Raw genomic sequence first — 23,352 nt, 5'->3', positions numbered from 1 at the left:
GATCAGTCCACGTCGGCGCTTCGATGACTTCGACATAGTTTCCTCTCTGCGAATTGCTGCGAATTACGCTGTCCCGCAATAAAGTGAACCAGCCGAGTATGTGTGTAGCGGCAGTGCCTTGCTATGGCCATCCTGTGTATCGAGTGGTGTTCCTATGAGGTCTGTCTCGGGATGGACTCGTTGCGGCGTGTCCGCTCGACATGGTGTGACGCAGGGCAGGGGCGGCCAACTGGGCTGTGCTCATCGTTCTTATCGCCCTGCTAGGTCATCGACAGTCCGCCCATAGCGCCGCTGAATATCGTACGGCTCGTACCTGGTCGGAGCCGGAAGGTTGGGTGAGGTGGCAGTCAGTGGGTTTGTCCGAGTGGGGTGTTCGCCGATCTGCGTGGCGACCGTCGCGCTTTCGCTGACGTCGTGCTCGTCGTCGCGTGGCCGCCTGCCCTTTTCGGCGCCCGCCCCCGGGGACATGGCCGACCGTCGTCGGCGTGTCCGGTCCACAGGATCCCGCGAGTCAAACGTCCTCGACGACAACGTCGGGTCGGGATCGAGCTGTTCAGGTCGGCGGTCAACGGTGAGGCCGTCGGCCTCGTCCCAGGCGATCGTCGTCGGCACTGTCGGCGCCGACAACTAATTCGAAACGAGGTAATCAAGTGAGAAGTTCTGTGTCGCGCAATGCAGTGGGCCGGATGGGCCGCGCGGTCGTCGTGGCGATGGCGGGCAGTGGGGCCCTGCTCGCGCTCAGCGGCGTTGTCACGCCGGTGGCGCAGGCAAGTCCACCCGGGGTGTGCGCACCGGGAATGCCCTGCGGGCCGGGCGGACCAGGCGGTCCGGGAGGCCCGGGAGGCCCGGGAGGATTCGGGCCGGGTGGACCCGGCCCCGGTCCGGTAGGCCCCCGTCTGGGTCCGGTGGGAGAGTTCCTGTCGGACATCTGTGTGATCCCCATTGTGTGCCCGCCGCCCCGCTGACGTGGGAGTGCTGGGGGCTCGCTGGGCGGACTAGCTGGACTTGAGTCGAATCTTCCATCGGACGAACGACAGATAGCCCATGCACAGCGCCCCCAGCATCGCCATGTCGAACCACCACGCCGACGCGGTGTGCTCCCAATGGCGGTCCTTGGGCGTCAGCGGTCCGGGCACCAGCTTGATCAGGTCGACGGTCGAGGCCGAGGCCGCGAAGCCCCACCGCGCCGGGGTGATCCAGGACAACTGGTCGAGCACCAGCCGGCCGGTCACCGGGATCATGCCGCCGGAGAACACCAGCTGGCTCATCACGGCCACCACCAGCAGCGGCATGATCTGCTCGTTGGACTTGGCCATCGCCGACAGCGCCAGCCCGACCATCGCCGCGGTGACCGTCGTCGCCGCCATCACCACGAACAACTCCAGCGTGGGCGGCAGGAACGTCAGTGCACCCTGCGTCGGCGAGCCCTTGCCCGCGACGGTGATGGCGGTGACGATCGTCGATTGCACGATCGCGAACACGGCGTAGATGAAGACCTTCGCGAGCAGGTACGCCGTCGTCGACAACCCGACGGCCTGCTCTCTTCGGAAGATCGCCCGTTCGCCGATCAGGTCGCGCACCGTCAGCGCGGTGCCCATGAAGATCGCGCCGACATTGAGCAGCACCAGGATCTGGCCCGGCTCGTTGGGCGCGTCGCCAAGCGGATTGGGTACGCCGAAGCCGACGGTGCCGGGCACCGACAGCGACAACACGCCCATGATGAACGGCAGCAGCGCTAGGAACGCGAAATAGCCGCGGTCGGAGATGATCAACCGCATCTGGCGGCGGCCGATCGTGGAGAACTGGCGCAGCAGGCTGGTGTGGGTGGGCTCGCCGATGTCGGACGGCGCCGCCACCGGCGGTGGCGGGGGAGTCGGCCCGGTGTGCGCCAGGTAGCGCTGGTAGGCCGCGTCGGGATCGCCGGCGACGGTGCTGAAGATGTCCGCCCAGTTGGTGGTGCCCATCGCCGGACCGATCTGGCTGGGTGAACCGCGGAACGCGGTCTTGCCGCCCGGGGCCAGCAGCAGCACCTGGTCGCAGACGTCGAGATAGGTCAGGGAGTGGGTCACCACCAGCACCACACGGCCGGCGTCGGCCAGCTGGCGCAGCATCGTCATGACCTGGCGATCCAGGGCGGGGTCCAGGCCCGAGGTCGGTTCGTCGAGGATCAGCAGCGACGGTCCCGTCAGCAGTTCGAGGGCCACCGAGGCGCGTTTGCGCTGGCCACCGGAGAGCTTGTCCACCCGGGTGTTGGCGTGCTGGGTCATCTCCAGTTCGCCGAGCACCTGGGCGACCACCTGCTGGCGGTCCTCCTTGGTGGTGTCCGGCGGCAGTCGCAGTTCCGCGGCGTACATGAGTGCCTGGTTCACGGTGAGCTGCCCATGGACCACGTCGTCCTGCGGCACCATCCCGATCCGGGAGCGCAATGAGGCGTACTCGGCGTGAATGTTGTGACCCTCGAACGTCACCGTGCCGCTGGTCGGATGGGTGTAGCCGGCGACCAACCGGGCGAACGTCGACTTGCCCGCGCCCGAGGGGCCGATCACCGCGGTCAGCGTGCCGGGGCGCGCTGTCAGGGAGATGTTGTCCAGCAGGGTCTTGTTGTGCTCGATCGTCCACGTCACCGCCCGCACGTCGAGCCCGCCGGTGGCCGTGGCCGCCTCGGTCTCGGTGCGCCGCACCAGCGTGCCACCGGCGAAGACGAGGTCGACGTTGCCGATCGTGACGGTGTCACCGTCGTTCAACAGCGCGGTGTCCACCCGGGTGCCGTTGACGAAGGTGCCGTTGATGCTGCGGTTGTCGACGATCTCCGTCCCGGCGGGGGTCGGGATCAAAGTCGCGTGGTGCCGGGAGGCCAGCACATCGGGGATGACGATGTCGTTGTCGGTCGCGCGGCCGATCTTGATCCCGCCGGCCGGCACCTCGCTGGGGGCGCCGGGACGCAGGATCTTCAGCATCGACGTCGCGAGATTCGACGATCCGCCGGACTTGCCGACCGCCGGGCGCATCTGAGTGGGCGCCGCCGCCTGGGGTGCGGCCGGCACCGATCCGGTGGGCGGGTGGTAGGTCGGCTGCGCCCGTGACCCGCTGGTGGGGTAGGCCGGTTGCTGAGGGTGCGGCGGCGGATAGCTGGGCTGCGGCTGTGACGGCTGCCACGCGTCGGCGGTCGCCGGGCCCACGCTCGGGTTGGCCGGCCACGACGGCGAGGACGGTGGCGCCGAGATCTGCACCGACGACGTCTGCGGCGGACGGCCCACCGACCCCTGATGGCGGCCCACCTCAAAATGGATCGCGGGGCCGTCCGGATTACCGACGTTGACGTTGAGGCCGTCGGAGATGTCGACCGACGGCACGCGCCGGCCGTTGACGAACATCCCGTTGAGCGAGCCGTTGTCGATCGCGAGCCACCGGCCGCGGTCGAAGCGCAGCACCAAATGGGCGCGTGAGATCAACGGGTGTGCGATACGGACATCGGCGCGCAGGTCGCGTCCGACCACGACGTCGTGTCCTGCGGCGAAGGTGCGCTCCGACCCGTCGTACCGAACGGTCAACACGGGCGCGGCTGGTCGACTCATCGGCACCAACTCTATCGGTATCGACGCCGTCAGCTCGTCAGGCCGGGGCGCCCGTCACGACACAAAGGGTGCGCGAGTAGATCGTTGGCATGCATTTGTTGCAGTGCGTACACAGCGACTGCACAGAATGGGCCGCGCCGTCGGCCTGGATGCGATTGAGCAGATCGGGCTCGGCCAGCAGGGCGCGGCCCATCGCGACGAATTCGAAGCCCTCGGCCATCGCGCGGTCCATCGCCTCGCGGTTGGTCACCCCACCCAGCAGGATCAGCGGCAGAGTCAGCTCCTTACGGAACTGCTGGGCGTCGCGCAACAGGTAGGTGTCCCGATACGGGTATTCGCGCATGAACTTGGTGCCGGTCATCCGCATGCCCCAATTCAGCGGCCATTTCTGCGCGGCGGCGAACTCTTTCACCGGCGCATCACCACGGAACAGGTACATCGGGTTGAGCAGCGAACTGCCCGCGGTCAATTCGATGGCGTCCAGGCCGCCGTCGTCCTGCAGCCACTTCGCGGTCTGCAACGACTCTTCGATGTTGATGCCGCCCCGAACCCCGTCGGCCATGTTCAGTTTCGCGGTCACGGCGATGGGTGGGGGGCCGAGCCGCTCGACCTCACGGCGCACCGCCAGCACGATGCCCCGGGCGACCTTGGCGCGATTCTTCAGTGACCCGCCGAATTCGTCGGACCGGCGGTTGACCAACGGCGAGAGGAACGAGCTGGCCAGATAGTTGTGGCCGAGGTGGATCTCGACGGCGTCGAAACCGGAGTCGATCGCGAACCGGGCGGCTGACGCGTGCGCGGCGATCACATCGTTGATGTCGTCGCGGGTGGCGTGCCGGGCGAACTTCATCGACAGCGGGTTGAAGAAGCGGACCGGGGCCAGCGCGGTTGCCTTGTTCGAGCGGGCATTCGCCACCGGGCCGGCGTGACCGATCTGGGCGCTGATGGCGGCGCCCTCGCCGTGCACGGCGTCGGCGAGTCGCCGCAGACCCGGGACGGCCTCGGGGCGCATCCAGATCTGGCCGCCGTTGGTGCGGCCGCCCTGGCTCACCGCCGTGTAGGCCACCGTGGTCATGCCGACGCCGCCGGCGGCGATCGCCCGGTGGAACGAGATCAGGTCGTCGGAGACGACGTCGTCGGGTGTGCGCGCCTCGAAAGTGGCCGACTTGATGATGCGGTTGCGCAGCGTGATGGGGCCGAGCTGGATCGGGCTGAACACATCTGGCGGATTGTTCACAACCGCAGCTGACCACGTGGTCAGCCATGCTGTCAACGATGTCTGGGCGACCGATGGAACAATGGTCGCCGTGGTCGCTATCTCCCTAGACGGCAAGCTCACCCGCGACGAGATCTTCGTCGATCTGAAGGACCGCGTAGCGGCCCTGGCCGCGGCCGGGCGTACTCCAGGGCTGGGCACCGTGTTGGTCGGTGATGACCCCGGCTCGCATGCCTATGTCCGCGGCAAGCACGCCGACTGCGCGAAGGTGGGCATCACCTCGATCCGCCGTGATCTGCCTGCCGACGTCAGCCAGACGCAACTCGACGAGACCCTCGACGAGCTCAATGCCAACCCCGACTGCACCGGCTACATCGTGCAGCTGCCGCTGCCGCGTCACCTCGACGAGAACGCTGCCCTGGAGCGGGTGGATCCGGCCAAGGATGCCGACGGGCTGCACCCCACGAACCTCGGCCGGCTGGTGCTCGGTAAGGCTGCGCCGCTGCCCTGCACGCCGCGCGGCATCGTGCACCTGTTGCGTCGCTTCGACGTGTCGATCGCCGGCGCGCACGTGGTGGTGATCGGGCGCGGTGTGACCGTGGGCAGGCCTATCGGCCTGTTGCTCACCCGGCGTAGCGAGAACGCGACAGTGACGTTGTGCCACACCGGAACCCGTGATCTGCCGGAGCTGACCAGGCAGGCCGATATCGTGATCGCGGCGGTGGGGGTTCCGCACCTGGTGACCGCCGAGATGGTGCGGCCGGGCGCGGCCGTCGTCGACGTCGGGGTGAGCCGGGTCGATGGAAAGCTCACCGGCGACGTGCATCCCGACGTGTGGGAGGTCGCCGGTCACGTCTCGCCCAACCCCGGTGGGGTGGGGCCGTTGACCCGGGCGTTCCTGTTGACCAACGTCGTCGAGTTGGCCGAAGGGGCGTGATGACAGCCTGGGCCAGGCGCCGCCCGCCGACAGGCGCGCAGGTGGTGGCCTTCACCCGGCGCGTCGCGCGGTTGCAGTGGCCCATTCTGGGCGTCTTTGGGATCTTCTTGGTGGCCTTCGTGCTGGTGGCCGCCGGGTTCTGGCGCCGCGGTTCGCTGCTGATCGGCATCGGGGTCGGGGTGGCCGCCGCGCTGCGGCTGCTGCTCGGCGAGGATCGCGCGGGCCTGTTGGTGGTGCGTTCCCGCGGTGTCGATTTCGCCACGATGACCACGGTGTGCGTGGTGATGGTCTACATCGCCTGGACGATCGACCCACTGGGCACGAGCTGAACGAATAGTTGGCCAAAACTTGCCCACAGGGCAATCTTGCACAGTGGGCAAAGTTGTGGGTAGCCTGCTCGCATGACCGAAAGCCCGGGTCTGCGGGAGCGCAGGAAGGCCGAAACGCGGCGGGCGCTCAGTGACGCCGCGCTGGCGCTGACCGTCGAGCGGGGGATTGGCAACGTCACCCGAGAGGCCATCGCCGAGCGGGCAGGGGTCTCGCTGCGGACGTTCAACAACTATTTCGCCGGCAAGTACGAGGCGGTCGCATACCGGCAGATGGAGCGAATGCGACGCAGCATCACCGTGTTTCGCGAACGGCCCGCCGACGAACCGCTGTGGACGGCGATCACCGAGTCGGTGCTGGAGCCGCTGCTCACCGAGATGGGCGAAGACTATGCGCCGACCCGTCAGCAACTCGACCAGCTCGTTGAGCTGAGCATGGCCGTCGAAGTACGCAATGCGCTGGCCAAAGACCTGATGGCCGAATGGGTGCAGGCCATCGCCGACCGCACCGGTACCGATCCGGTACGTGACATGTATCCCCTACTGGTGGGGGCCAGTATCCGCGGGGTCGCCGAAGCCGCCATGGACACCTACCTCGCGGCCGATCCGCCGGTGCCGATCGCCGGCCTGATCCGCCGCGGCTTCGCCGCCGTGACGGCCGGACTGCCTGAGCCGCAGAGGAAATCGAGATGACCGAGAGCCACCCCGTCGTCATCGTCGGTGCCGGTCCCAACGGGCTGATGCTGGCCTGCGAGCTGGCGCTGGCCGGCATTGCTCCTGTCGTTCTCGACGCGCAGCCCGGACCCAGCGACGAGCCGAAGGCCAACGGACTGGTGGGCCAGGTGGTCCGGACGCTCGACATGCGCGGGCTGTACGGGCCGCTGACCGGCTTCGGCGAACCGCCGCAGCCCGCGGTCGGCTGGATGTTCTCCGGAATGGCGCTGGATCTGACCGGACAAGTAGACAACCCGATGCGGGCGATGCTGATGCCGCAACCCCGCCTGGTCCGGTTCCTGGTGCAGCGGGCGTTGGACCTCGGGGTCGACCTGCGCTGGGGCAACGAGCTGACCGGTCTGCGCCCCGGTGCCGACGACGTGACGATCACCGTGGCGGGCCGCGGCGGGTGCTACACCGTGAACGCCGGCTATCTCGTGGGTGCCGACGGTGGGCGCAGCCTGGTGCGCAAAAGTGCCGGCATCGAGTTTGTGGGCACCACGTCGGACACCGTCGCGCGGCTGGCCCACGTGCATCTGCCCGCCGAGTCGCTGGCCGACGACGGCAGCCTGATGGTTCCCGGATTCGGCCCGATTCCGTTCGGTCACAATCGTTTCGAGAACGGCATGGTGATCTTCGCTTCATTCCAGCCGGGTGCAGCGCTGCTGGGCACCCTCGAGTACGGTCGGGCCGACGTGCACGGGCCGATGTCGATCGCGGAACTGCGGGCCAGCCTGCGCCGTGTGCTGGGCGTCGATGTCGCCGTCGAGGAGCCGCGCGGACCGGGTCCGCACGCCCTCCGTCGCATAGCTGGCCAGAACACCCGCCAGGCGGAGCACTATCGCAGCGGACGCACGCTGCTGCTGGGCGATGCCGCCCATGTCCATTCGGCAATGGGTGGGCCGGGGCTGAACCTCGGGCTGCAGGACGCGCTGAACCTGGGTTGGAAACTTGCCGCGGACGTCGCCGGATGGGCACCGGCCGGCCTGCTCGACACTTACCAGGCCGAGCGCCATCCGGTGGGGCAGCGCGTGATGATGCACTCCCTTGCGCAGATCGCCCTGATGTCACCGGGCCCCGAGACCGGTGCGCTGCGAACCCTGTTCGGTGAGCTGATGAACCTGCCCGACGTCGTCGCCTACTTCGCCGGTCTGCTCGCCGGCTCCGACGTGCGCTACGACGTCGGCGATGATCACCGGCTGTCCGGATACCTGGTGCCCGAACTGACCCTCGACGACGGGCGCCGGCTGGCCGAATTGCTCCACGACGCGCGGCCGGTGCTGCTCGACCTTTCCGGCGGTGCGGCGACCGAAGCCGCCCGCGGCCACACCGATCGCGTCGACGTCGTCGCCGGGCGCCTTGCGGGCGGGCCGGCCGCGATGCTGATCCGGCCGGACGGCTACATTGCTTGGGCGACAGACGAATTCGGGCTCGCTGACGAACAGGGTCTTGCGGCGGCGCTCGGGCGCTGGTTTGGTGCGCCGAGACCCGCTAGGGCTGGTCGGGGCGGCGGACCTTCTCGCGGTACATCGACTCGTCCACCCGCGCAATGAGATCGGCCACGCTGTGGTCGGCCTCGGCCGCTGAGGTTATGCCGAGGCTGACGCTGACACCGCACGGACACAGATCGCGGGCGCCCAGCTCGCCGACGCGGCGTCTGATGCGTTCGGCGATGTCGGGGGCGTGGGTGGCATTGCCGTCGACGAGGCCGACGCAGAATTCGTCGCCGCCGATGCGCGCAGCGAAGTCGTCGGGGCCGATCTCCTGGACGAGAACATCTGCGATGGCCATCAACACGTTGTCTCCGGCGATGTGACCGTAGGTGTCGTTGACGGACTTGAAGTTGTTGACATCCAACAACAACAGACTCAGTTGCCCGTCGCCGCTTCGGGTGCGCACCAGTTCGGACTCCACCCGCTCGATGAAGCCGCGCCGGTTCAACAACGACGTCAGCGGGTCGCTGCTGGCCAAGATCGCCAGCTGGTGTTGCAGAGATTTGAGCTGGGTGATGTCGTGCGAGGTGCTCAGCACGGTTTGTACAACGCCACCAGTCCCGAATTCGGGCACCGCACGGGTCAGGAAGTGACGTGGCCCGTGGACGGTGGGCAGCTCGTGCTCCAATTCGGCCGCGGCCCCGCTGTGCAACACGTTGTCGATCAGCGCTTCCCACTGCTCCACAACTTCCGGGGGTAGACCGAGCTCCCGCTTGCTCTTGGCGATGAAGGCCTGCGCTGGGATGCCGGTGACCTTCTCGATCGTGGGGTTGACGTACAGGTGCCGATGGTGCCGGTCGAGGCGGGCGACGATGTCGGGCAGTGCCTGCACGGTGGTGAAAAACGACTCGTTGTAGCGCTGGAGCGGGGTCATCGTCCGCAGGATTCCCACGCACGCCGTCGGCGGGTCGTCCAGCGCGTACAACACGCACTGGTGGTCGGGCTGCTCGGCAGGGTGCGTCACCACCGGGGGGCCGGCGGCATGCGGCCACGCCGACTCCAGCATCGGTAGCAGAACCGACTCGCTGGGCCACGCCGAGTCCGGGCCGTTGGCAGCGCGCAATGCCGGCGTCGTGGAGGTAATCTCGACTCCGTTGCGGGTGCGGCGGCACAGGAAGGCCGGCACCTCGCCGGCGGCAAGCCAGCCGAGCGAATTATCCGCCGTGCTCACCGTAGGGACCCTAGCGCCGCGGTGACATCGGCGAGTCGTCGGCGCCGCCCGACTTCGCCCGATACATCAGCATGTCCACCCGCGACAACAGATCCAGCGCGGTGGCGTCCTGTTCCTCGGCTGCGGCGATACCGACGCTCACACCGATCCCGAGGGGGCGGCCGTCGTCGCCGGCGATGGCGGCGACGCGCTGGTAGATGCGCGTCGCGATCTCCCGGGCGCCGACTACATCGGTGTCGGGCAGGGCGACGCAGAATTCGTCACCGCCCAGCCTCGCGGCGATATCCTCCGACCGGCTCTCCTCCAAGAGGATTCGCCCCACCGCCTCGAGCACCCGGTCACCGGTGACGTGCCCGAACCGGTCGTTGATGTACTTGAAGTTGTCCAGGTCCAGCATCAGCAGGCTCAAGCCGCCGCGACCGTCGCGGGCCCGCTCCAGCTCCGCTGCCAGCCGAGTGGTGAAGCTGCGTCGGTTGAGCAGTGCCGTCAGCGGATCGGTGCGCGCGAGTTGCTCGAGGCGGAGCTCGAGGCGCTTGACCTCGGTGATGTCGCGCACGACCGACAGGACCGCTTGCACCTGGCCGTCGTGGTCGAATTCCGGCATCCCGCGGCCCAGGTAGTGGCGCAGCCCCGCCGTGCCGTCATAGTCGAACTCGAGCTCGACGGCGTCAGCTGTGTCGAACACGCACTGGTAGGCGGCCTGGAATGCGGCCACGAGCCCCGGTGCCGTGCCCACCTCGTTCTGCGTGTGCCCCAGCCGGGCCGCGATGGGAATGCCGGTCAGCCGCGCCATCGGTGGATTGCCGTACAGGCATCGAAACTCGCGATCGAATCGGGTGACCACGTCGGGCAGGTTCTCCACGATTGTTAAGAACGCGTCGTGCGGAGGCTGCTCTTCCTCGGGCAGACGCAGAATCGCCAGGTAGTCACCCGGCTGCCCGTCGACGCCGTTCAGCGCGCACTTCCACGCCGGGTCCTCCTGCGCCGCGGCGATGACCAGCGGGGTAGACCCGTCAGCTGTCGGCCACTGCGCAGTCAGTCGGGCGAGCAAGCCGGCTTCGTCCAGACGCCCGGCGAACATCTGCATGACGCCGATGAACTCCGGCGTGCGGGACAGGATCGCGACACCATCCGCCGAGCGCCGGCAGTGAAATGCGGGCACACCAGCCGCGCCGAGTGTCGCCAGCCACTGTTCCGCGGAGAACATGGCGGTCAGCCTAGTCAGACAGCGTCGCGCGGATACAGACCGTGATGTAGGGCAGCGCCAGTCCGGTCGAGTTGGCCAGCGCGGGGTGGGTGGCCAGCAGCTCGCGTACCTCGTCGAGGGTGCGGTTGCGGACATCCGCCGGAGAGGTGATGCAGTAGCTACGCGACGCCACCAGGTCGATCAACGCTTGCGGCGTCAGGTAGCTGGTCCACTCGACGTGATGGCGGGCGACGTCGGTGAACGGTTCGGGCAGCGTGGTGCCGTCGTTGAGGTGGGCGTTCTCGTGGCCGATGATGCGCCCCAGATCCTTGACCCAGCCCAGCCGTTCGTCGCGGGCATTCCACACCAGGCCCAGCCTGCCGCCCGGCCGCAGCACGCGGGCCACCTCGGCCACCGCCCGCTGCGGATCGAACCAGTGCCAAGCCTGGGCCACCAGGACGGCGTCAACGCTGTTATCCGGCAAGGGAATCTGCTCGGCGGTGCCGAGCAGTGCCGGGGTGCCGGGCAGCGCCGAACTCAGCAGCTCGAGCATCTCGGCCAGCGGGTCGACGGCCACGACATCCAGGCCGCGTTCCACCAGCCGGGTGGTGAGTTTGCCGGTGCCGGCGCCCAAGTCGAGCACGTCGCGCGCACCGGGCGGCAACAACCAGTCGATCGCCTCCGGCGGATACGACGGCCGGCCACGTTCATAGGCGGCGGCTTCGGACCCGAAGGACAGCGAACGGTCCTGCCGCGACCCGGTCACGGCGCTACGGAGCCTCTGGTCGGGGCGCTGCCGTCGGCCAGCTCGAGTGTGCGGCGGATCAGCCGGCCGACTGCCTCGGTCTCCACCAGGAACCCGTCGTGCCCGCTGATCGACTCGACCACGTTGAGCTCGGCACAGTTCGGCAGTAGATCGGCCAGCTCCTGCTGCAGCCGCAGCGGGTAGAGCCGGTCGGAGGTGATCCCGCCGACGACGGTGGGCACCGGACAGGAGCGCAGCGCCGCAGCCGCCCCGCCACGGCCGCGCCCCACGTCGTGGTTGGACAGCGTCTCGGTCAGCGTCACATAGCTGCCGGCGTCGAACCGCTCGACGAGCTTGGCGCCCTGGTACTCCAGGTAGCTCTGCACCGCGTACCGGCCGCCGGTCAACGGATCCTCGTCAGCTTGGGCGTCGTTGCCGAACCGGCTGTCCAGTTCGACCTCACCGCGGTAGGTCAGGTGGGCGAACCGTCGCGCCAGCTGCAGCCCGACGTCGGGGGAGCGGCCGGTGCCGTGGTAGTCCCCACCCTGCCAGTCCGGGTCGGCCTTGATGGCCGCGATCTGGGTGCTCTGTGTCCCGATCTGGTCGGCGGTCGCGCGCGCACCGACCGCCAGCACCAGCGCGGCCCGGACCCGGTCGGGGTAGGCGACCATCCACTCCAGCGCACGGGCGCCGCCCATCGAGCCGCCCACCAGCGCGGCGACGTCGGTGATACCGAGCGCGGCCAGCGCCGCGACATCGGCGTTGACCTGGTCGCGCACGGTGATGATCGGGAACCGTGAGCCCCACGGTTTGCCGTCGCGGGCCAGGGAGCTTGGGCCCGTTGAGCCGCGACAGCCACCGAGCACGTTGGTGGCCACCGCGCACCAGCGATCGGTGTCGATCGGCGCGCCCGGCCCGGCGATGCCGTCCCACCAACCCGGGGTCGGATGACCCGGACCGGCGGGGCCGGTGAGGTGGGAGTCTCCGGTCAGCGCATGCAGGGCCACCACGACGTTGTCGCGCGCGGGGGAGAGTTCCCCCCACCGCTGCACCGCGATCGAGACGTCGTGGAGCACCTCGCCGCTTTCCAGGGTCAGCGGACCGATGTCGACGATGCCGACCTCGCCCTCGGCCGGCAGCGTCACGAGGCGCTCATCGGAGAGTGTCATGTCCGGCTCACTCAAACGGCCGCCACGGCCCGCGGGTCCGTGGCGCCGACACCGGAGAGCGACCTGGCGGCGGCGAATCCGCGATCCAGGTCGGCGAGGATGTCGTCGATACCCTCGATGCCGACGGCCAGCCGGACCAGCCCCGGCGTGACGCCGGTGGCCAGCTGCTCCTCGGCGGACAGCTGTTGGTGGGTGGTCGATGCTGGATGAATCACCAGCGAGCGAACGTCACCGATGTTGGCGACGTGGCTGTGCAATTGCAGGGCGTTGACGAACGCCTTACCCGCTTCGACACCACCAGCCAGCTCGAAGGCCAGCACCGCACCGGTTCCCTTGGGCGCCAACGTCTTCGCCCGCTCGTGCCAGGGGGAGTCGGGCAGGCCGGCGTAGTTCACCGAGACCACGTCTGGGTGGTTGGCCAGGTACTCGGCGACCCTGCGGGCGTTGGCGACGTGCCGTTCGATGCGCAGGCTCAGCGTCTCCAGGCCCTGAGCGATCAGGAAGGCATTGAACGGTGCGACTGCGCTCCCCAAGTCGCGCAGCAGCTGGACCCGGGCCTTGAGTGCGTAGGCCGGCGCACCGAGGTCGGCGAACACCACACCGTGGTAGCTGGGGTCGGGCTCGGTGAAGCCGGGGAACCGCCCGCCGGTCCAGTCGAACTTGCCGCTGTCGACGATCACACCGGCGATCGCGGTGCCGTGCCCACCCAGATACTTGGTGGCCGAATGGACGACGATGTCGGCGCCGTGGGCGATGGGCTGGATCAGGTATGGCGTCGCGATGGTGTTGTCGACGATCAGCGGCACCCCGTTGCGGTGGGCCACGTCGGCCACGCCGGGAATGTCGAGGATGTCGATCTTCGGGTTGGAGATCGTCTCGCCGAAGAACGCCTTGGTGTTCGGCCGCACCGCCGACTGCCAGGAGTCCAGGTCGTCGGGGTCCTCGACGAAGGTGGTCTCGATGCCCAGTTTGGGCAGCGTGTAGTGGAACAGGTTGTAGGTGCCGCCGTAGAGCCGCGGGCTGGACACGAGGTGATCGCCCGCGCCGGCGATGTTGAGGATCGCGAACGTCTCCGCGGCCTGGCCGGAGGCCAGCAGCAGGGCGGCGACGCCCCCTTCCAGGGCGGCGATGCGCTGCTCGACGGTGTCCTGGGTCGGATTCATGATCCGGGTGTAGATGTTGCCCGGCTCGGCCAGCCCGAACAGCGCGGCGGCGTGATCGGTGCTGTCGAAGGTGTAGGAGGTGGTCTGGTAGATCGGCAGGGCCCGGGCGTGCGTCGCGGCGTCTGCGGTCTGGCCGGCGTGGATCTGCTTGGTCTCGAACGACCAGCGGGCGCTCGGGTCGTCGATGTCGGGTGTGCTCATGAGAAAAGGACCTCCATCTGTGTCTGGGGGCCCGTCAGTACGGACCCGCGCTTGCCGGTAGCCGCTATCGGCTACTCAACCTGGTCTTCACCCGGAGCACCCCACCGCGGTTGGAGGGTTGCCGGCCAGCGAGCCGGGGCTTGACGCTGGCGCTCATGACCGACACAAAGCCTAGCGCACCTGTGTAACCGGAGGCCAGCGGGATTTCCCGGCGCCGGGAGCATGCACTGTGACGTAGACCTCGCAGCTGATCGGGCGACCGCGATCACGTAGCGTCGGGTGCGACGCGATACTGATAGCCGCTAGGCGAACCTGACTGACGACGACGCGGAGAGAACAGCACATGAGCGACGAGCAGCCCACCATCATCTACACGCTCACCGACGAGGCGCCGCTGCTCGCGACGTACGCCTTCCTGCCGGTGCTTCGGGCGTTCGTGGAGCCTGCGGGCATCGAGGTGCGTTCCAGCGACATCTCGGTGGCGGCGCGGATCCTGGCCGAGTTCTCCGACTACCTGACCGAGGAGCAGCGTGTCCCGGACAACCTCGCCGAACTCGGCGCGTTGACCCAGGACCCGAGCGCCAACATCATCAAGCTGCCCAACATCTCTGCCTCGGTGCCCCAGCTGGCTGCCGCCGTCAAGGAGCTCAAGGCCAAGGGCTACGCCATCCCCGACTACCCCGGCGACCCCAAGACCGACGAAGAGCGCGAGATCAAGAACCGCTACGCGAAGGTCCTCGGCAGCGCGGTCAATCCTGTTCTGCGCGAAGGTAACTCCGACCGGCGTGCGCCGAATGCGGTCAAGGAGTTCGCCCGCAAGCACCCGCACAGCATGGGGCAGTGGTCGCAGGCCTCGCGCACGCACGTCGCGACTATGAAGCACGGCGACTTCTATCACGGTGAGAAGTCGCTGACCTTGGACAAGTCGCGCAAGGTGCGGATGGAGCTCAAGAGCTCCAGCGGCGAGACCATCGTGCTCAAGCCCGAGGTGTCCCTCGACGAGGGCGACGTCATCGACAGCATGTTCATGAGCAAGAAGGCGCTGATCGACTTCTACGAGGAGCAGATCGAGGACGCTTACAAAACCGGCGTGATGTTCTCGCTGCACGTGAAGGCCACCATGATGAAGGTGAGCCACCCGATCGTGTTCGGGCACGCGGTGAAGGTCTTCTACAAGGACGCCTTCGCCAAGCACGGAAAGCTGTTCGACGAGCTGGGCGTCAACGTCAACAACGGCCTGTCGGATCTGTACGACAAGATCGCGGCGCTGCCGGCTTCGCAGCGCGAGGAGATCATCGAGGACCTGCACAAGTGCCACGAGCACCGGCCCGAACTGGCCATGGTGGACTCGGCGAAGGGCATCTCGAACTTCCACTCGCCCAGCGACGTGATCGTCGACGCGTCGATGCCGGCGATGATCCGCCTGGGCGGCAAGATGTACGGCGCCGACGGCCGCACCAAGGACACCAAGGCCGTCAACCCCGAGTCGACCTTCTCGCGCATGTACCAGGAAGTCATCAACTTCTGTAAGACCCACGGCCAGTTCGACCCGACCACGATGGGCACGGTTCCCAACGTCGGATTGATGGCGCAGAAGGCCGAGGAGTACGGCAGCCACGACAAGACGTTCGAGATCCCGTCGGCTGGGGTCGCCGACATCGTCGACGTCGACACCGGTGAGGTGCTGCTGAGCCAGAACGTCGAAGAGGGCGACATCTGGCGGATGCCGATCGTGAAGGACGCCCCGATCCGTGACTGGGTCAAGCTGGCGGTCAACCGGGCGCGGGTCTCCGGGATGCCGGTGGTGTTCTGGCTGGACGACGAGCGCCCGCACGAGAACGAACTGCGCGAGAAAGTGAAGACCTACCTCGCCGAACACGACACCGAGGGCTTGGAGATCACGATCCTGCCGCAGGTGTGGGCCATGCGGTACACCCTGGAGCGGTTGATCCGCGGGCGCGACACCATCTCGGCGACCGGCAACATCCTGCGTGACTACCTGACCGACCTGTTCCCGATCCTGGAACTGGGCACCAGCGCCAAGATGCTCTCTATCGTGCCGCTGATGGCCGGTGGCGGCATGTACGAGACCGGTGCCGGCGGGTCGGCGCCCAAGCACGTCAGCCAGCTGGTGGAGGAGAACCACCTGCGCTGGGATTCCCTGGGCGAGTTCCTCGCGATCGGTGCCAGCCTGGAGGATCTGGGCAACAAAACGGGCAACGCCAAGGCCAAGCTGCTGGCGACCACCCTGGACACCGCCGTCGGAAAGCTGTTGGAGGAGAACAAGAGTCCCTCGCGCAAGACCGGCGAGCTGGACAACCGCGGCAGCCAGTTCTACCTGGCGCTGTACTGGGCGGCCGAACTGGCCGCGCAGACCGAGGACCAGGAACTGGCCCAGTACTTCACCCCGCTGGCCAAGACGCTCGCCGACAACGAGGACATCATCGTCGCCGAGCTCAACGCGGTACAGGGCCAGCCGGTCGACATCGGCGGCTACTACTACCCGGACCCGGAGAAGACCACTGCCGTGATGCGGCCGAGCAAGACCTTCAACGAGGCGCTGACTACCTAGTCGCACCGCGCGAAGGAAGTGTCAGCCGGCGGGGTTGATCTGCCGCGCCGGTGGCGCGTGCTGGTCGACCCAGTCGGCGATCAGGTCGGTAACCCGTTGCGGCGCCTCGAACATCGGGATGTGCCCGACGCCGTCGAGCTGGGTGACCTTGTCGATGGCCGGGATGTGCTTGAGGAAGTGCTTGGTGAACCGCGGATGCGGCAGCACCCGGTCGCGCTCGCAGACGACCAGGTGCGTCGGGGTACTGGTCTCGGTCAGCTCCATCAGCCCCGGCATCAGCAGGGCCTTGATCAACAGCTGGTAGTACGCCCGGCAATGCGTGACGTCGTCGATGATCTCGTGCAGCTGCTCGTCGGTCAGCCCGGCCGGCGTGGCGCTGATCGGCACGCTGGCGGCGGCCCTCGCCCCTGGCAGGCGCAGCGCCCGGTCCCGCAGCAGCAGGGCGGTCAGCCACACCGGGGCTCCCGCGACGAACTTGCCGACGATCTCGTACTTGACCGGCGACCAGCGGTGCCAGCCGCCGGCCGGTGCGATCGCGGTCAGGGTGCGGGCGCGGCCGCGTCGCTCCAGCTCGAAGGCCACCCAGCCGCCCAGCGAGTTGCCGACGACATGGGCGGTGTCCCAACCGAGCTCGTCGAGCTGCCGTTCGACGTGATCGGCCAGGGTGTTGGTGTCCAGGAAGAACGATCGGCTGTGCGGGCCGCCGTTGTGGCCGGCCATCGTCGGCGCGAACACCTCGTAACGGCCGCTGTCGGCCAGCCGGGGCGCGACACCGAACCAGACGTAGGACGACATCATGAAGGGGTGCAGCAGCAGGATCGGTTCGCCGGACCCGGCGTGGATGGGTTCGCGTGAGGCCACCCCCCGACCGTAAAGGCGATACCGCCGGTATCGCAAGATAGGTTTGATTCCGTGATCGTGACCACCATCAATGTCAACGGCGTGCGCGCCGCGGTACGCGAACGTTCGCCCGAGAACCTCGGCTTGCTCGCCTGGCTGTCGAACACCACGTCCGACGTGGTGTGTCTGCAAGAGACCCGCTCCGACGACGAACAGCTTGCCGATGCCCTGGCACCCGCGCTGGCCGGCGGCTGGCACCTGGCCTCGGCCTGCCCGCACCTCAAGGGGCGCAGCGGGGTCGCGGTGCTCTCCCGCACCCCGATCGCGCAGGCCCGAATCGGGCTGGCCGCCACCGAGTTCGAGCTGCACGGCCGCTACCTCGAGGTCGACCTGGAGTCCGGCGCGACCGTCGCCAGCGTCTACGTCCACACCGGGGAGGCCGGCACCGACCGGCAGCTGGAAAAGGAACGGTTCATGGGGGCGCTGGCCAAGCGGATGGCCGAGCTGACCGCCGACGGGCGCGACGCGGTGATCTGCGGCGATTGGAACATCGCCCACACCGAGAATGACATCAAGGCCTGGAAGGCCAACGTGAAGAAGGCCGGATTCCTGCCCAGCGAGCGGCAGTGGCTGACCGACCTGATGGACGCCGGCTGGGTCGATGTGGTGCGCCGCCTGCACCCCGACGTCGCCGGACCCTACAGCTGGTGGTCGTGGCGTGGGAAGGCCTTCGACAACGACGCGGGCTGGCGCATCGACTACCACCTGGCCACCGAGCCGCTGGCGGCGCGCGCCGTCGCGGCCCGGGTCGAGAAGCCGGCGGCCTATGCGTTGCGTTGGTCGGACCATGCCCCCGTGACCGTGGAGTTCCAATGAGCCTGTTGATCAAGAACGTTCGCATCTTCGACGGCCTGTCCGGGTCGGTCGTGCCCGGCCACGTGCTCGTCGACGGCGCGACGATCGCCGCCGTCGATACCTCGCCGATCGCCGAATCCGCCGCCACCACCGTCATCGACGGTGCTGACCGGGTGCTGATGCCGGGCATGATCGACGCCCACGCCCACCTGGTCGGGATGGCCAACACCCTGCTCGACCTCGCGATGGCCTCGCAGACCCAGCTGGCCGCCACCACCTTGGCCCGCGCCAAGGGCACCCTGCTGCGCGGGTTCACCACCGTGCGCGACATGGCCGGGGACACCGCTGGCATCAAGAAGGTGATCGACGGGGAACCAGCGCTGGGCCCGCGCATCTATCCCAGCCAGGCGGCGATCTCGCAGACCGGCGGCCACGGCGACTTCGGTTTCGTCTACGAGCGGCCCACAGCGCTGGGCGGTGTCGAATCACGCGCCGAGACAATAGGATTCATGCGGGTTGCCGACGGGGTCGAGCGTGTTCTAGCCGCCGTGCGAGAACAGCTCAAACTCGGCGCCTCGCAGATCAAGCTGATGGCCGGCGGCGGCGCCGCCTCGCTCTACGACCCGCTCTACACCGTGCAGTTCACCCAAGCCGAGATCGCCGCCGCGGTGCAGGCGGCCACCGACTACGGCACGTACGTCGCCACCCACGTCTACAACGTCACCGGCATCCGGCGGGCGGTGGAGGCCGGAGTGAAGTCCATCGAGCACGGCCACCTGGCCGACGAGGCCACCGTGGCGTTGTTGGCCGAGCGTGACGTGTGGTTGTCCACCCAGCCGTTCGCCGAACACGACCACGGCTTTCTCAATCCGGACAGCGCGGAGAAAAACCGCGAGATCTGCAGCGGCACACCGCACGTCTACCAGTGGGCCACCAAGTACGGGGTGAAGCTCGCCTGGGGCACCGACCTGCTGTTCGAGCCCGAGAACGTCGCGCGGCAGAGCGAGATGATGGCGCGCCTCGGCGAATACGTCAGCAATGTCGACGCCCTGAAGATGGTGACATCAGGTAATGCGCAGTTGCTGCGCCTGGCCGGCGAGCGCGACCCGTACAAGTCGGCGCGCCTCGGCGAGATCACCGCGGGCGCCTGGGCGGATCTGCTGGTGGTCGACGGAGACCCGACGGCGGATCTCGGTGTGCTCGCCAAGCCCGACACGGGTCTGTCCGTCATCGTCAAGGACGGCCTGGTGGTCAAGAACACCCTCGGTTAGCAGCCCTGCCGGGTGGGCTCCCCGAGCGACTGCGACACGTAGTCGCTGTGGGTGTCGTCGACGTCGCCCGCCAGGGCGCTGCGCAGCTCGACGACCCCGTCGTTGGGCCAGACGGCCGGGTCGGCGCCGGGTCGGGTGAAGCGGTCTGCGCCGATCAGCGTGACCGGAACCCGGTCCAGGACACCGGCCTGGCGGCTGTTCCAACCGGCGGGGCCGGTCAGATACGACTGGCCGAGTTCGCGGGCCGAACCGGAAACATAGACCGCGGCAATGTCTTTGGCGTAACCGGTCATCTGGCTCTCGCAGAACCGATCGCCCTGACAAGTGTCGATCGGCAGCGTGTTCTCGGCGAAATCCGCCAGATGCGATCCCTGCCAAGGGGTTCCGATCGTTGTCAACGATCGCACCGCGACCGGAGAACCGCTGTCGCGCAGGGATCGCACCGCCGCCCGCGCGTACAGCCCGCCCATCGAATGCCCGACCAGGTCGACTTCGTCGATCCGCTGCTCGGTGTGCAGCCAGCCGATGAAGCGGGCCAGCTGCGCGCCGGCGAGGTCGATGCTGCCGGCGGCCAGACCATCGGCGCAGGCGTCGCGCGAGGTGGTGAACGGACTGATGCTGGCCAGACCTGAGACCAGGACCACGGCCCGCGTCGGCTGAGGTGTCCCGCCGCCCTGCCCGCAGCCGGCGAGCAGCACCGTCGCCGCGAGCGCCAGCATGCGGCGCACTAGGCCGGGCAGCCGTCCCGGTTGGGCGTCTCCAGTTCCTTGGGGGCACCTTCGATGGACTTGTGCACGGTCTCGAGCACCTGCGGATCCCACGTCAGCGCGGTCTTCCAGTCCAGACCGGCGGCGTTGGAGACGAAGATGCTGTGGGTGTCGTCGAAGGTGAAGCAACGTCGGTGTGGCAATACCGAATCGCTGATGTCCTTGGCCAGCGCGCTCTGCAGGGCGACCAGACCGTCGTTGGGCCACACGGCGGGGTTGAGCTGCCCGCCAGTGCTGGACTTCTCGGGGTTGAACTTTTTGCCGCCGATCAGCACCACCGGGATCTTGTCGAGCACCCCGGACTGGAACTCGTTCCAGCCGTCCTTGCCCATCAGGAAGGCCTGGTTGACCTCGCGGCCCGACCCGGCCATGAGCTGCAACACCCGGTCCTTGAAGACCTTCATCGCGGAATCACAGAGCTTATCGCCGGCGCAGTCGGTCAGCGGAACCAGATTGTTGGCGTAATCGGACAGATACGAGCCCTGCCACGGTGTGCCCAGGGTGGTCAGCGAGCGCACCTTCACTGGGGAGTTCGTCGAGGTCAAGACCCGGATGGCGGCCCGCGAGTACAGCCCGCCCATCGAGTGCGCCACGAAGTCCACCTCGTTGACGCCCTTGTCGGTGTGCAGCCAGTTCAGGAAGCGCGCCAGGTGTTCCCCGGCGGTGTCGATGCTGCCGGTCGAGTTGACCGTCATGTTTTCCGGCAGGGTGACCGGACAGACGCCGAACGGGCCGAATCCGGTCTGGTCGGTCACCTGGCCGCGACCGTTGATCGCCGGGGAGGTGTAGACGGTGTAGCCCTGCTTGAGCAGGTACTCGCGCAGCGCGGTGTCGGTGTTGCCGGCGGCCAAGCCGGTCGCGCAGGCCTGATCGGGAGTCGTGAAAGGGCTCGTGGCGTCCCCGCCGGAGACGATCACCACCGCGGTGGAGGCCGGCCGTTTCTCGTCACCGGACTTGCTCTGGCACCCGCCGAGCGGGACGACCATGGCGATGGCGACGGCCAGCGTGATGGCGCGCGTCAATATTCGTCTCACGAAGCAGGATGCTAGCCCCGATTCGCCCCGTGACAGGATCTATGCATCATGAACAGTTCATCGCGTCCGGTCGTTTTCTCCGGCGTTCAGCCGACGTCAGATTCCCTTCATCTCGGCAACGCGCTCGGCGCAATCAACCAATGGGTCGGCCTGCAACACGACTACGACGCCTTCTTCTGCGTCGTCGACCTGCACGCGATCACCGTGCCGCAGGATCCCGCGACGCTGCGCCACCGCACGCTGGTGACCGCCGCGCAGTACCTGGCGCTGGGTATCGACCCGGCCCGCGCGACGATCTTCGTGCAGAGCCAGGTCCCGGCACACACCCAATTGGCCTGGGTGCTGGGGTGTTTCACCGGGTTCGGCCAGGCCTCGCGGATGACCCAGTTCAAGGACAAGTCGCAGAAACAGGGCGCCGACGCCACCACGGTCGGGTTGTTCACCTACCCGGTGCTGATGGCCGCCGACATCCTGCTCTACGACGCCGACCTGGTGCCGGTCGGGGAGGATCAGCGCCAGCATCTGGAGCTGGCCCGCGATGTCGCGCAACGGTTCAACGTCCGGTTCCCCGACACCTTCGTCATCCCCGAGCCGATGATCCAGAAGGTGACGGCCAAGATCTACGACCTGCAGGACCCAACCGCCAAGATGAGCAAGTCGGCGGCCACCGAGGCCGGGCTGATCAACCTGCTGGACGACCCGAAGATTTCGGCCAAGAAGATCCGCTCTGCGGTGACCGACAGTGAGCGGGAGATCCGCTTCGACGTCGCCGCCAAACCGGGCGTATCCAACCTGCTGTCCATCCAGTCGGCGGTGACGGGCACCGATATCGACACCCTGGTCGCGGGTTATGCCGGCCGCGGCTACGGCGACCTGAAGAAGGAGACCGCCGATGCCGTCGTCTCCTACGTCACCCCGATCCAGCAGCGAGTCGGTGAACTGCTGGCCGATCCGGCCGAGTTGCAGGCGATTCTGGCCGACGGCGCCCGGCGCGCGCAGGAGGTGTCTGCCGAGACCATCAGCCGGGTATACGAGCGGATAGGGTTTCTGCCGACACTTCGGTAGCCACTAGCCGGGAGGCGGGCATGACGGAACCGGCCAAACCGGGGTTTGTGGACCGGTTTCGTGCCCGTTATCCCTGGTTCGACCATGCGATGCGGGCGCAAGGGCGCTACCAGGATGCCAAGGGCGACTTCTACGCCGCCGGCATCACCTACTTCACGATCTTCGCGCTGTTCCCGCTGCTGATGGTTGGCTTCGCCGCGGCGGGCTTCGTCCTGGCCAGCCAACCCGAGTTGCTCAACGAGGTCGAGAGCCGCATCCGATCGGCGGTGTCCGGAGACTTCGGCACCCAACTGGTCAAGCTGATGGAGTCGGCGATCAACTCCCGCACCTCGATCGGTGTCATCGGGCTGGCCACCGCGGCATGGGCGGGGCTCGGCTGGATCTCGAACCTGCGTGAGGCGCTGAGCCAGATGTGGGCCGATCAGCGCGGCGACGGCTTGGGCTTCGTGCGCACCAAACTGTCCGACCTGCTGGCCCTGCTGTCGGTCTTCGTCGCGATCACGGTGACGATCGCGCTCTCCGCGCTCGGCGATCCCTCGCTGATGACCCGAGTCTTGGAATGGTTTGGCGTGCACCATATTCCGGGCCTGGGTGTCGGCCTGCGGGTGGTGTCGATCCTGACGTCCTTCGCGGTGTCGTGGCTGTTGTTCACTTGGATGATTGCGCGGCTGCCACGGGAGTCGGTCAGCTTCCGCTCCAGCGTGCACGCCGGGCTGCTGGCCGCGGTGGCCTTCGAGGTCTTCAAGCTGGCCGGCTCGTTCTACCTGCGTTCGGTGGTGCACGGCCCGGCCGGCGCGACGTTCGGGCCGGTCCTCGGTCTGATGGTGTTCGCCTACATCACTGCCCGGCTGGTGCTGTTCGCCACCGCGTGGGCGGCCACCTCCGCGGACAATCTGCTCCCCGATCCAGTTGCCGCGCCGGCGCCGGCGATCATCTCACCGCGGGTCGTCCAGGACGAGGGTCTGAGCGCCCGGCAGTGGCTGGCCGCGATGGCGGTGGGTGCCGTGGGTGCGGTCGGCCTGACCCGGCTGTGGCGCGGCGAGCGGGACTAG

General features: G+C 67.9%; 19 protein-coding genes and 1 riboswitch. Of the genes, 9 read left to right on the top strand and 10 right to left on the bottom strand.

Annotated features, from left to right (window positions below):
* Nucleotides 1-995 precede the first annotated feature (995 nt).
* Both ACXDF8_RS12265 and ACXDF8_RS12260 read right to left on the bottom strand, forming a co-directional pair.
* Entirely contained in the window at nucleotides 996-3,581 is a 2,586-nt protein-coding gene (locus tag ACXDF8_RS12265; RefSeq protein WP_457223531.1) for an FHA domain-containing protein, read from the bottom strand.
* Between the two features lie 31 nt (nucleotides 3,582-3,612).
* The gene (locus ACXDF8_RS12260) at nucleotides 3,613-4,812 is read right to left on the bottom strand and encodes an NADH:flavin oxidoreductase (RefSeq protein WP_457223530.1); all 1,200 of its coding nucleotides are present in this window, start codon (nucleotides 4,810-4,812) and stop codon (nucleotides 3,613-3,615) included.
* 70 nt (nucleotides 4,813-4,882) lie between these two features.
* Between ACXDF8_RS12260 and ACXDF8_RS12255 the strand changes: the two genes are divergently transcribed.
* The 4 genes from ACXDF8_RS12255 to ACXDF8_RS12240 all read left to right on the top strand — a co-directional run bounded on the left by ACXDF8_RS12255 (nucleotide 4,883) and on the right by ACXDF8_RS12240 (nucleotide 8,321).
* On the top strand, nucleotides 4,883-5,728 hold the full coding sequence (locus ACXDF8_RS12255) for a bifunctional methylenetetrahydrofolate dehydrogenase/methenyltetrahydrofolate cyclohydrolase (protein ID WP_457223529.1): 846 nt from the start codon (nucleotides 4,883-4,885) through the stop codon (nucleotides 5,726-5,728).
* Complete coding sequence (locus tag ACXDF8_RS12250) at nucleotides 5,728-6,057, top strand: DUF3017 domain-containing protein (RefSeq protein ID WP_457223528.1); 330 nt, start codon at nucleotides 5,728-5,730, stop codon at nucleotides 6,055-6,057. The genes ACXDF8_RS12255 and ACXDF8_RS12250 overlap by 1 nt, the downstream gene beginning before the upstream one ends.
* 72 nt (nucleotides 6,058-6,129) lie before the next feature.
* A complete protein-coding gene (locus tag ACXDF8_RS12245; protein ID WP_457223527.1) occupies nucleotides 6,130-6,747 on the top strand; it encodes a TetR/AcrR family transcriptional regulator in 618 nt (205 codons plus the stop codon).
* Entirely contained in the window at nucleotides 6,744-8,321 is a 1,578-nt protein-coding gene (locus ACXDF8_RS12240) for an FAD-dependent monooxygenase (RefSeq protein WP_457223526.1), read from the top strand. Before ACXDF8_RS12245 ends, ACXDF8_RS12240 begins: the two co-directional genes overlap by 4 nt.
* On the opposite strand, the gene ACXDF8_RS12235 is transcribed toward ACXDF8_RS12240, so the two are convergent.
* From ACXDF8_RS12235 to ACXDF8_RS12215, 5 genes are read right to left on the bottom strand one after another with little or no spacing between them, the layout of a single operon-like run.
* A complete protein-coding gene (locus ACXDF8_RS12235) occupies nucleotides 8,260-9,432 on the bottom strand; it encodes a GGDEF domain-containing protein (RefSeq protein WP_457223525.1) in 1,173 nt (390 codons plus the stop codon). The two genes, ACXDF8_RS12240 and ACXDF8_RS12235, sit on opposite strands and share 62 nt — an antisense overlap.
* A gap of 10 nt (nucleotides 9,433-9,442) precedes the next feature.
* Nucleotides 9,443-10,639 carry a sensor domain-containing diguanylate cyclase gene (locus ACXDF8_RS12230; RefSeq protein ID WP_457223524.1) on the bottom strand — a complete coding sequence of 399 codons (1,197 nt, stop codon included), beginning with the start codon at nucleotides 10,637-10,639 and terminating at the stop codon, nucleotides 9,443-9,445.
* Between the two features lie 10 nt (nucleotides 10,640-10,649).
* Nucleotides 10,650-11,384: a class I SAM-dependent methyltransferase gene (locus ACXDF8_RS12225; protein WP_457223523.1), complete on the bottom strand. Its 735-nt coding sequence runs from the start codon at nucleotides 11,382-11,384 to the stop codon at nucleotides 10,650-10,652.
* Nucleotides 11,381-12,532 carry a homoserine O-acetyltransferase MetX gene (metX, locus tag ACXDF8_RS12220; protein ID WP_457223522.1) on the bottom strand — a complete coding sequence of 384 codons (1,152 nt, stop codon included), beginning with the start codon at nucleotides 12,530-12,532 and terminating at the stop codon, nucleotides 11,381-11,383. The genes ACXDF8_RS12225 and metX overlap by 4 nt, the downstream gene beginning before the upstream one ends.
* Before the next feature lie 11 nt (nucleotides 12,533-12,543).
* Nucleotides 12,544-13,896: a bifunctional o-acetylhomoserine/o-acetylserine sulfhydrylase gene (locus ACXDF8_RS12215; protein ID WP_457223521.1), complete on the bottom strand. Its 1,353-nt coding sequence runs from the start codon at nucleotides 13,894-13,896 to the stop codon at nucleotides 12,544-12,546.
* Between the two features lie 42 nt (nucleotides 13,897-13,938).
* Nucleotides 13,939-14,057: riboswitch (SAM riboswitch) on the bottom strand.
* 182 nt (nucleotides 14,058-14,239) lie between these two features.
* On the opposite strand from ACXDF8_RS12215, the gene ACXDF8_RS12210 reads away from it, so the two are divergent.
* Nucleotides 14,240-16,468, top strand: coding sequence for an NADP-dependent isocitrate dehydrogenase (locus ACXDF8_RS12210; RefSeq protein ID WP_457223520.1), 2,229 nt, complete (start codon nucleotides 14,240-14,242; stop codon nucleotides 16,466-16,468).
* A 21-nt stretch (nucleotides 16,469-16,489) separates the two neighbouring features.
* Here ACXDF8_RS12210 and ACXDF8_RS12205 read toward each other — a convergent pair whose 3' ends face one another.
* Nucleotides 16,490-17,329 carry an epoxide hydrolase EphH gene (locus tag ACXDF8_RS12205; protein WP_457223519.1) on the bottom strand — a complete coding sequence of 280 codons (840 nt, stop codon included), beginning with the start codon at nucleotides 17,327-17,329 and terminating at the stop codon, nucleotides 16,490-16,492.
* A gap of 51 nt (nucleotides 17,330-17,380) precedes the next feature.
* Here ACXDF8_RS12205 and ACXDF8_RS12200 point away from each other — a divergent pair, with 51 nt between their 5' ends.
* Together ACXDF8_RS12200 and ACXDF8_RS12195 are read left to right on the top strand one after the other, a co-directional pair.
* Complete coding sequence (locus ACXDF8_RS12200) at nucleotides 17,381-18,184, top strand: exodeoxyribonuclease III (RefSeq protein ID WP_457223518.1); 804 nt, start codon at nucleotides 17,381-17,383, stop codon at nucleotides 18,182-18,184.
* Entirely contained in the window at nucleotides 18,181-19,434 is a 1,254-nt protein-coding gene (locus ACXDF8_RS12195) for a metal-dependent hydrolase family protein (protein ID WP_457223517.1), read from the top strand. Before ACXDF8_RS12200 ends, ACXDF8_RS12195 begins: the two co-directional genes overlap by 4 nt.
* Here the strand turns inward: ACXDF8_RS12195 and ACXDF8_RS12190 are convergent.
* Complete coding sequence (locus ACXDF8_RS12190) at nucleotides 19,431-20,153, bottom strand: PGAP1-like alpha/beta domain-containing protein (protein WP_457223516.1); 723 nt, start codon at nucleotides 20,151-20,153, stop codon at nucleotides 19,431-19,433. The two genes, ACXDF8_RS12195 and ACXDF8_RS12190, sit on opposite strands and share 4 nt — an antisense overlap.
* Before the next feature lie 8 nt (nucleotides 20,154-20,161).
* Nucleotides 20,162-21,235 carry an esterase/lipase family protein gene (locus ACXDF8_RS12185; protein WP_457223515.1) on the bottom strand — a complete coding sequence of 358 codons (1,074 nt, stop codon included), beginning with the start codon at nucleotides 21,233-21,235 and terminating at the stop codon, nucleotides 20,162-20,164.
* A gap of 48 nt (nucleotides 21,236-21,283) precedes the next feature.
* Between ACXDF8_RS12185 and trpS the strand changes: the two genes are divergently transcribed.
* Both trpS and yhjD read left to right on the top strand, forming a co-directional pair.
* Entirely contained in the window at nucleotides 21,284-22,300 is a 1,017-nt protein-coding gene (trpS, locus tag ACXDF8_RS12180; RefSeq protein WP_457223514.1) for a tryptophan--tRNA ligase, read from the top strand.
* 20 nt (nucleotides 22,301-22,320) lie between these two features.
* Nucleotides 22,321-23,352, top strand: a complete 1,032-nt coding sequence (yhjD, locus tag ACXDF8_RS12175) for an inner membrane protein YhjD (protein WP_457223513.1) — start codon at nucleotides 22,321-22,323, stop codon at nucleotides 23,350-23,352.

It is taken from the genome of Mycolicibacterium sp. CBM1 (assembly GCF_054073305.1).
The sequence above is the reverse complement of the archived record's forward strand: the minus strand, read 5'-3'. Positions and strand labels throughout refer to the sequence as shown.

Excerpts from the sequence above, each read along its gene's own strand:
- ACXDF8_RS12190 (WP_457223516.1), bottom strand. The coding sequence starts at position 20,153 with ATGCTGGCGCTCGCGGCGACGGTGCTGCTCGCCGGCTGCGGGCAGGGC.
- ACXDF8_RS12230 (WP_457223524.1), bottom strand. The coding sequence starts at position 10,639 with ATGTTCTCCGCGGAACAGTGGCTGGCGACACTCGGCGCGGCTGGTGTG.
- ACXDF8_RS12250 (WP_457223528.1), top strand. The coding sequence starts at position 5,728 with ATGACAGCCTGGGCCAGGCGCCGCCCGCCGACAGGCGCGCAGGTGGTG.
- ACXDF8_RS12240 (WP_457223526.1), top strand. The coding sequence starts at position 6,744 with ATGACCGAGAGCCACCCCGTCGTCATCGTCGGTGCCGGTCCCAACGGG.
- ACXDF8_RS12215 (WP_457223521.1), bottom strand. The coding sequence starts at position 13,896 with ATGAGCACACCCGACATCGACGACCCGAGCGCCCGCTGGTCGTTCGAG.
- ACXDF8_RS12210 (WP_457223520.1), top strand. The coding sequence starts at position 14,240 with ATGAGCGACGAGCAGCCCACCATCATCTACACGCTCACCGACGAGGCG.
- ACXDF8_RS12195 (WP_457223517.1), top strand. The coding sequence starts at position 18,181 with ATGAGCCTGTTGATCAAGAACGTTCGCATCTTCGACGGCCTGTCCGGG.
- metX (WP_457223522.1), bottom strand. The coding sequence starts at position 12,532 with ATGACACTCTCCGATGAGCGCCTCGTGACGCTGCCGGCCGAGGGCGAG.
- yhjD (WP_457223513.1), top strand. The coding sequence starts at position 22,321 with ATGACGGAACCGGCCAAACCGGGGTTTGTGGACCGGTTTCGTGCCCGT.
- ACXDF8_RS12245 (WP_457223527.1), top strand. The coding sequence starts at position 6,130 with ATGACCGAAAGCCCGGGTCTGCGGGAGCGCAGGAAGGCCGAAACGCGG.
- trpS (WP_457223514.1), top strand. The coding sequence starts at position 21,284 with ATGAACAGTTCATCGCGTCCGGTCGTTTTCTCCGGCGTTCAGCCGACG.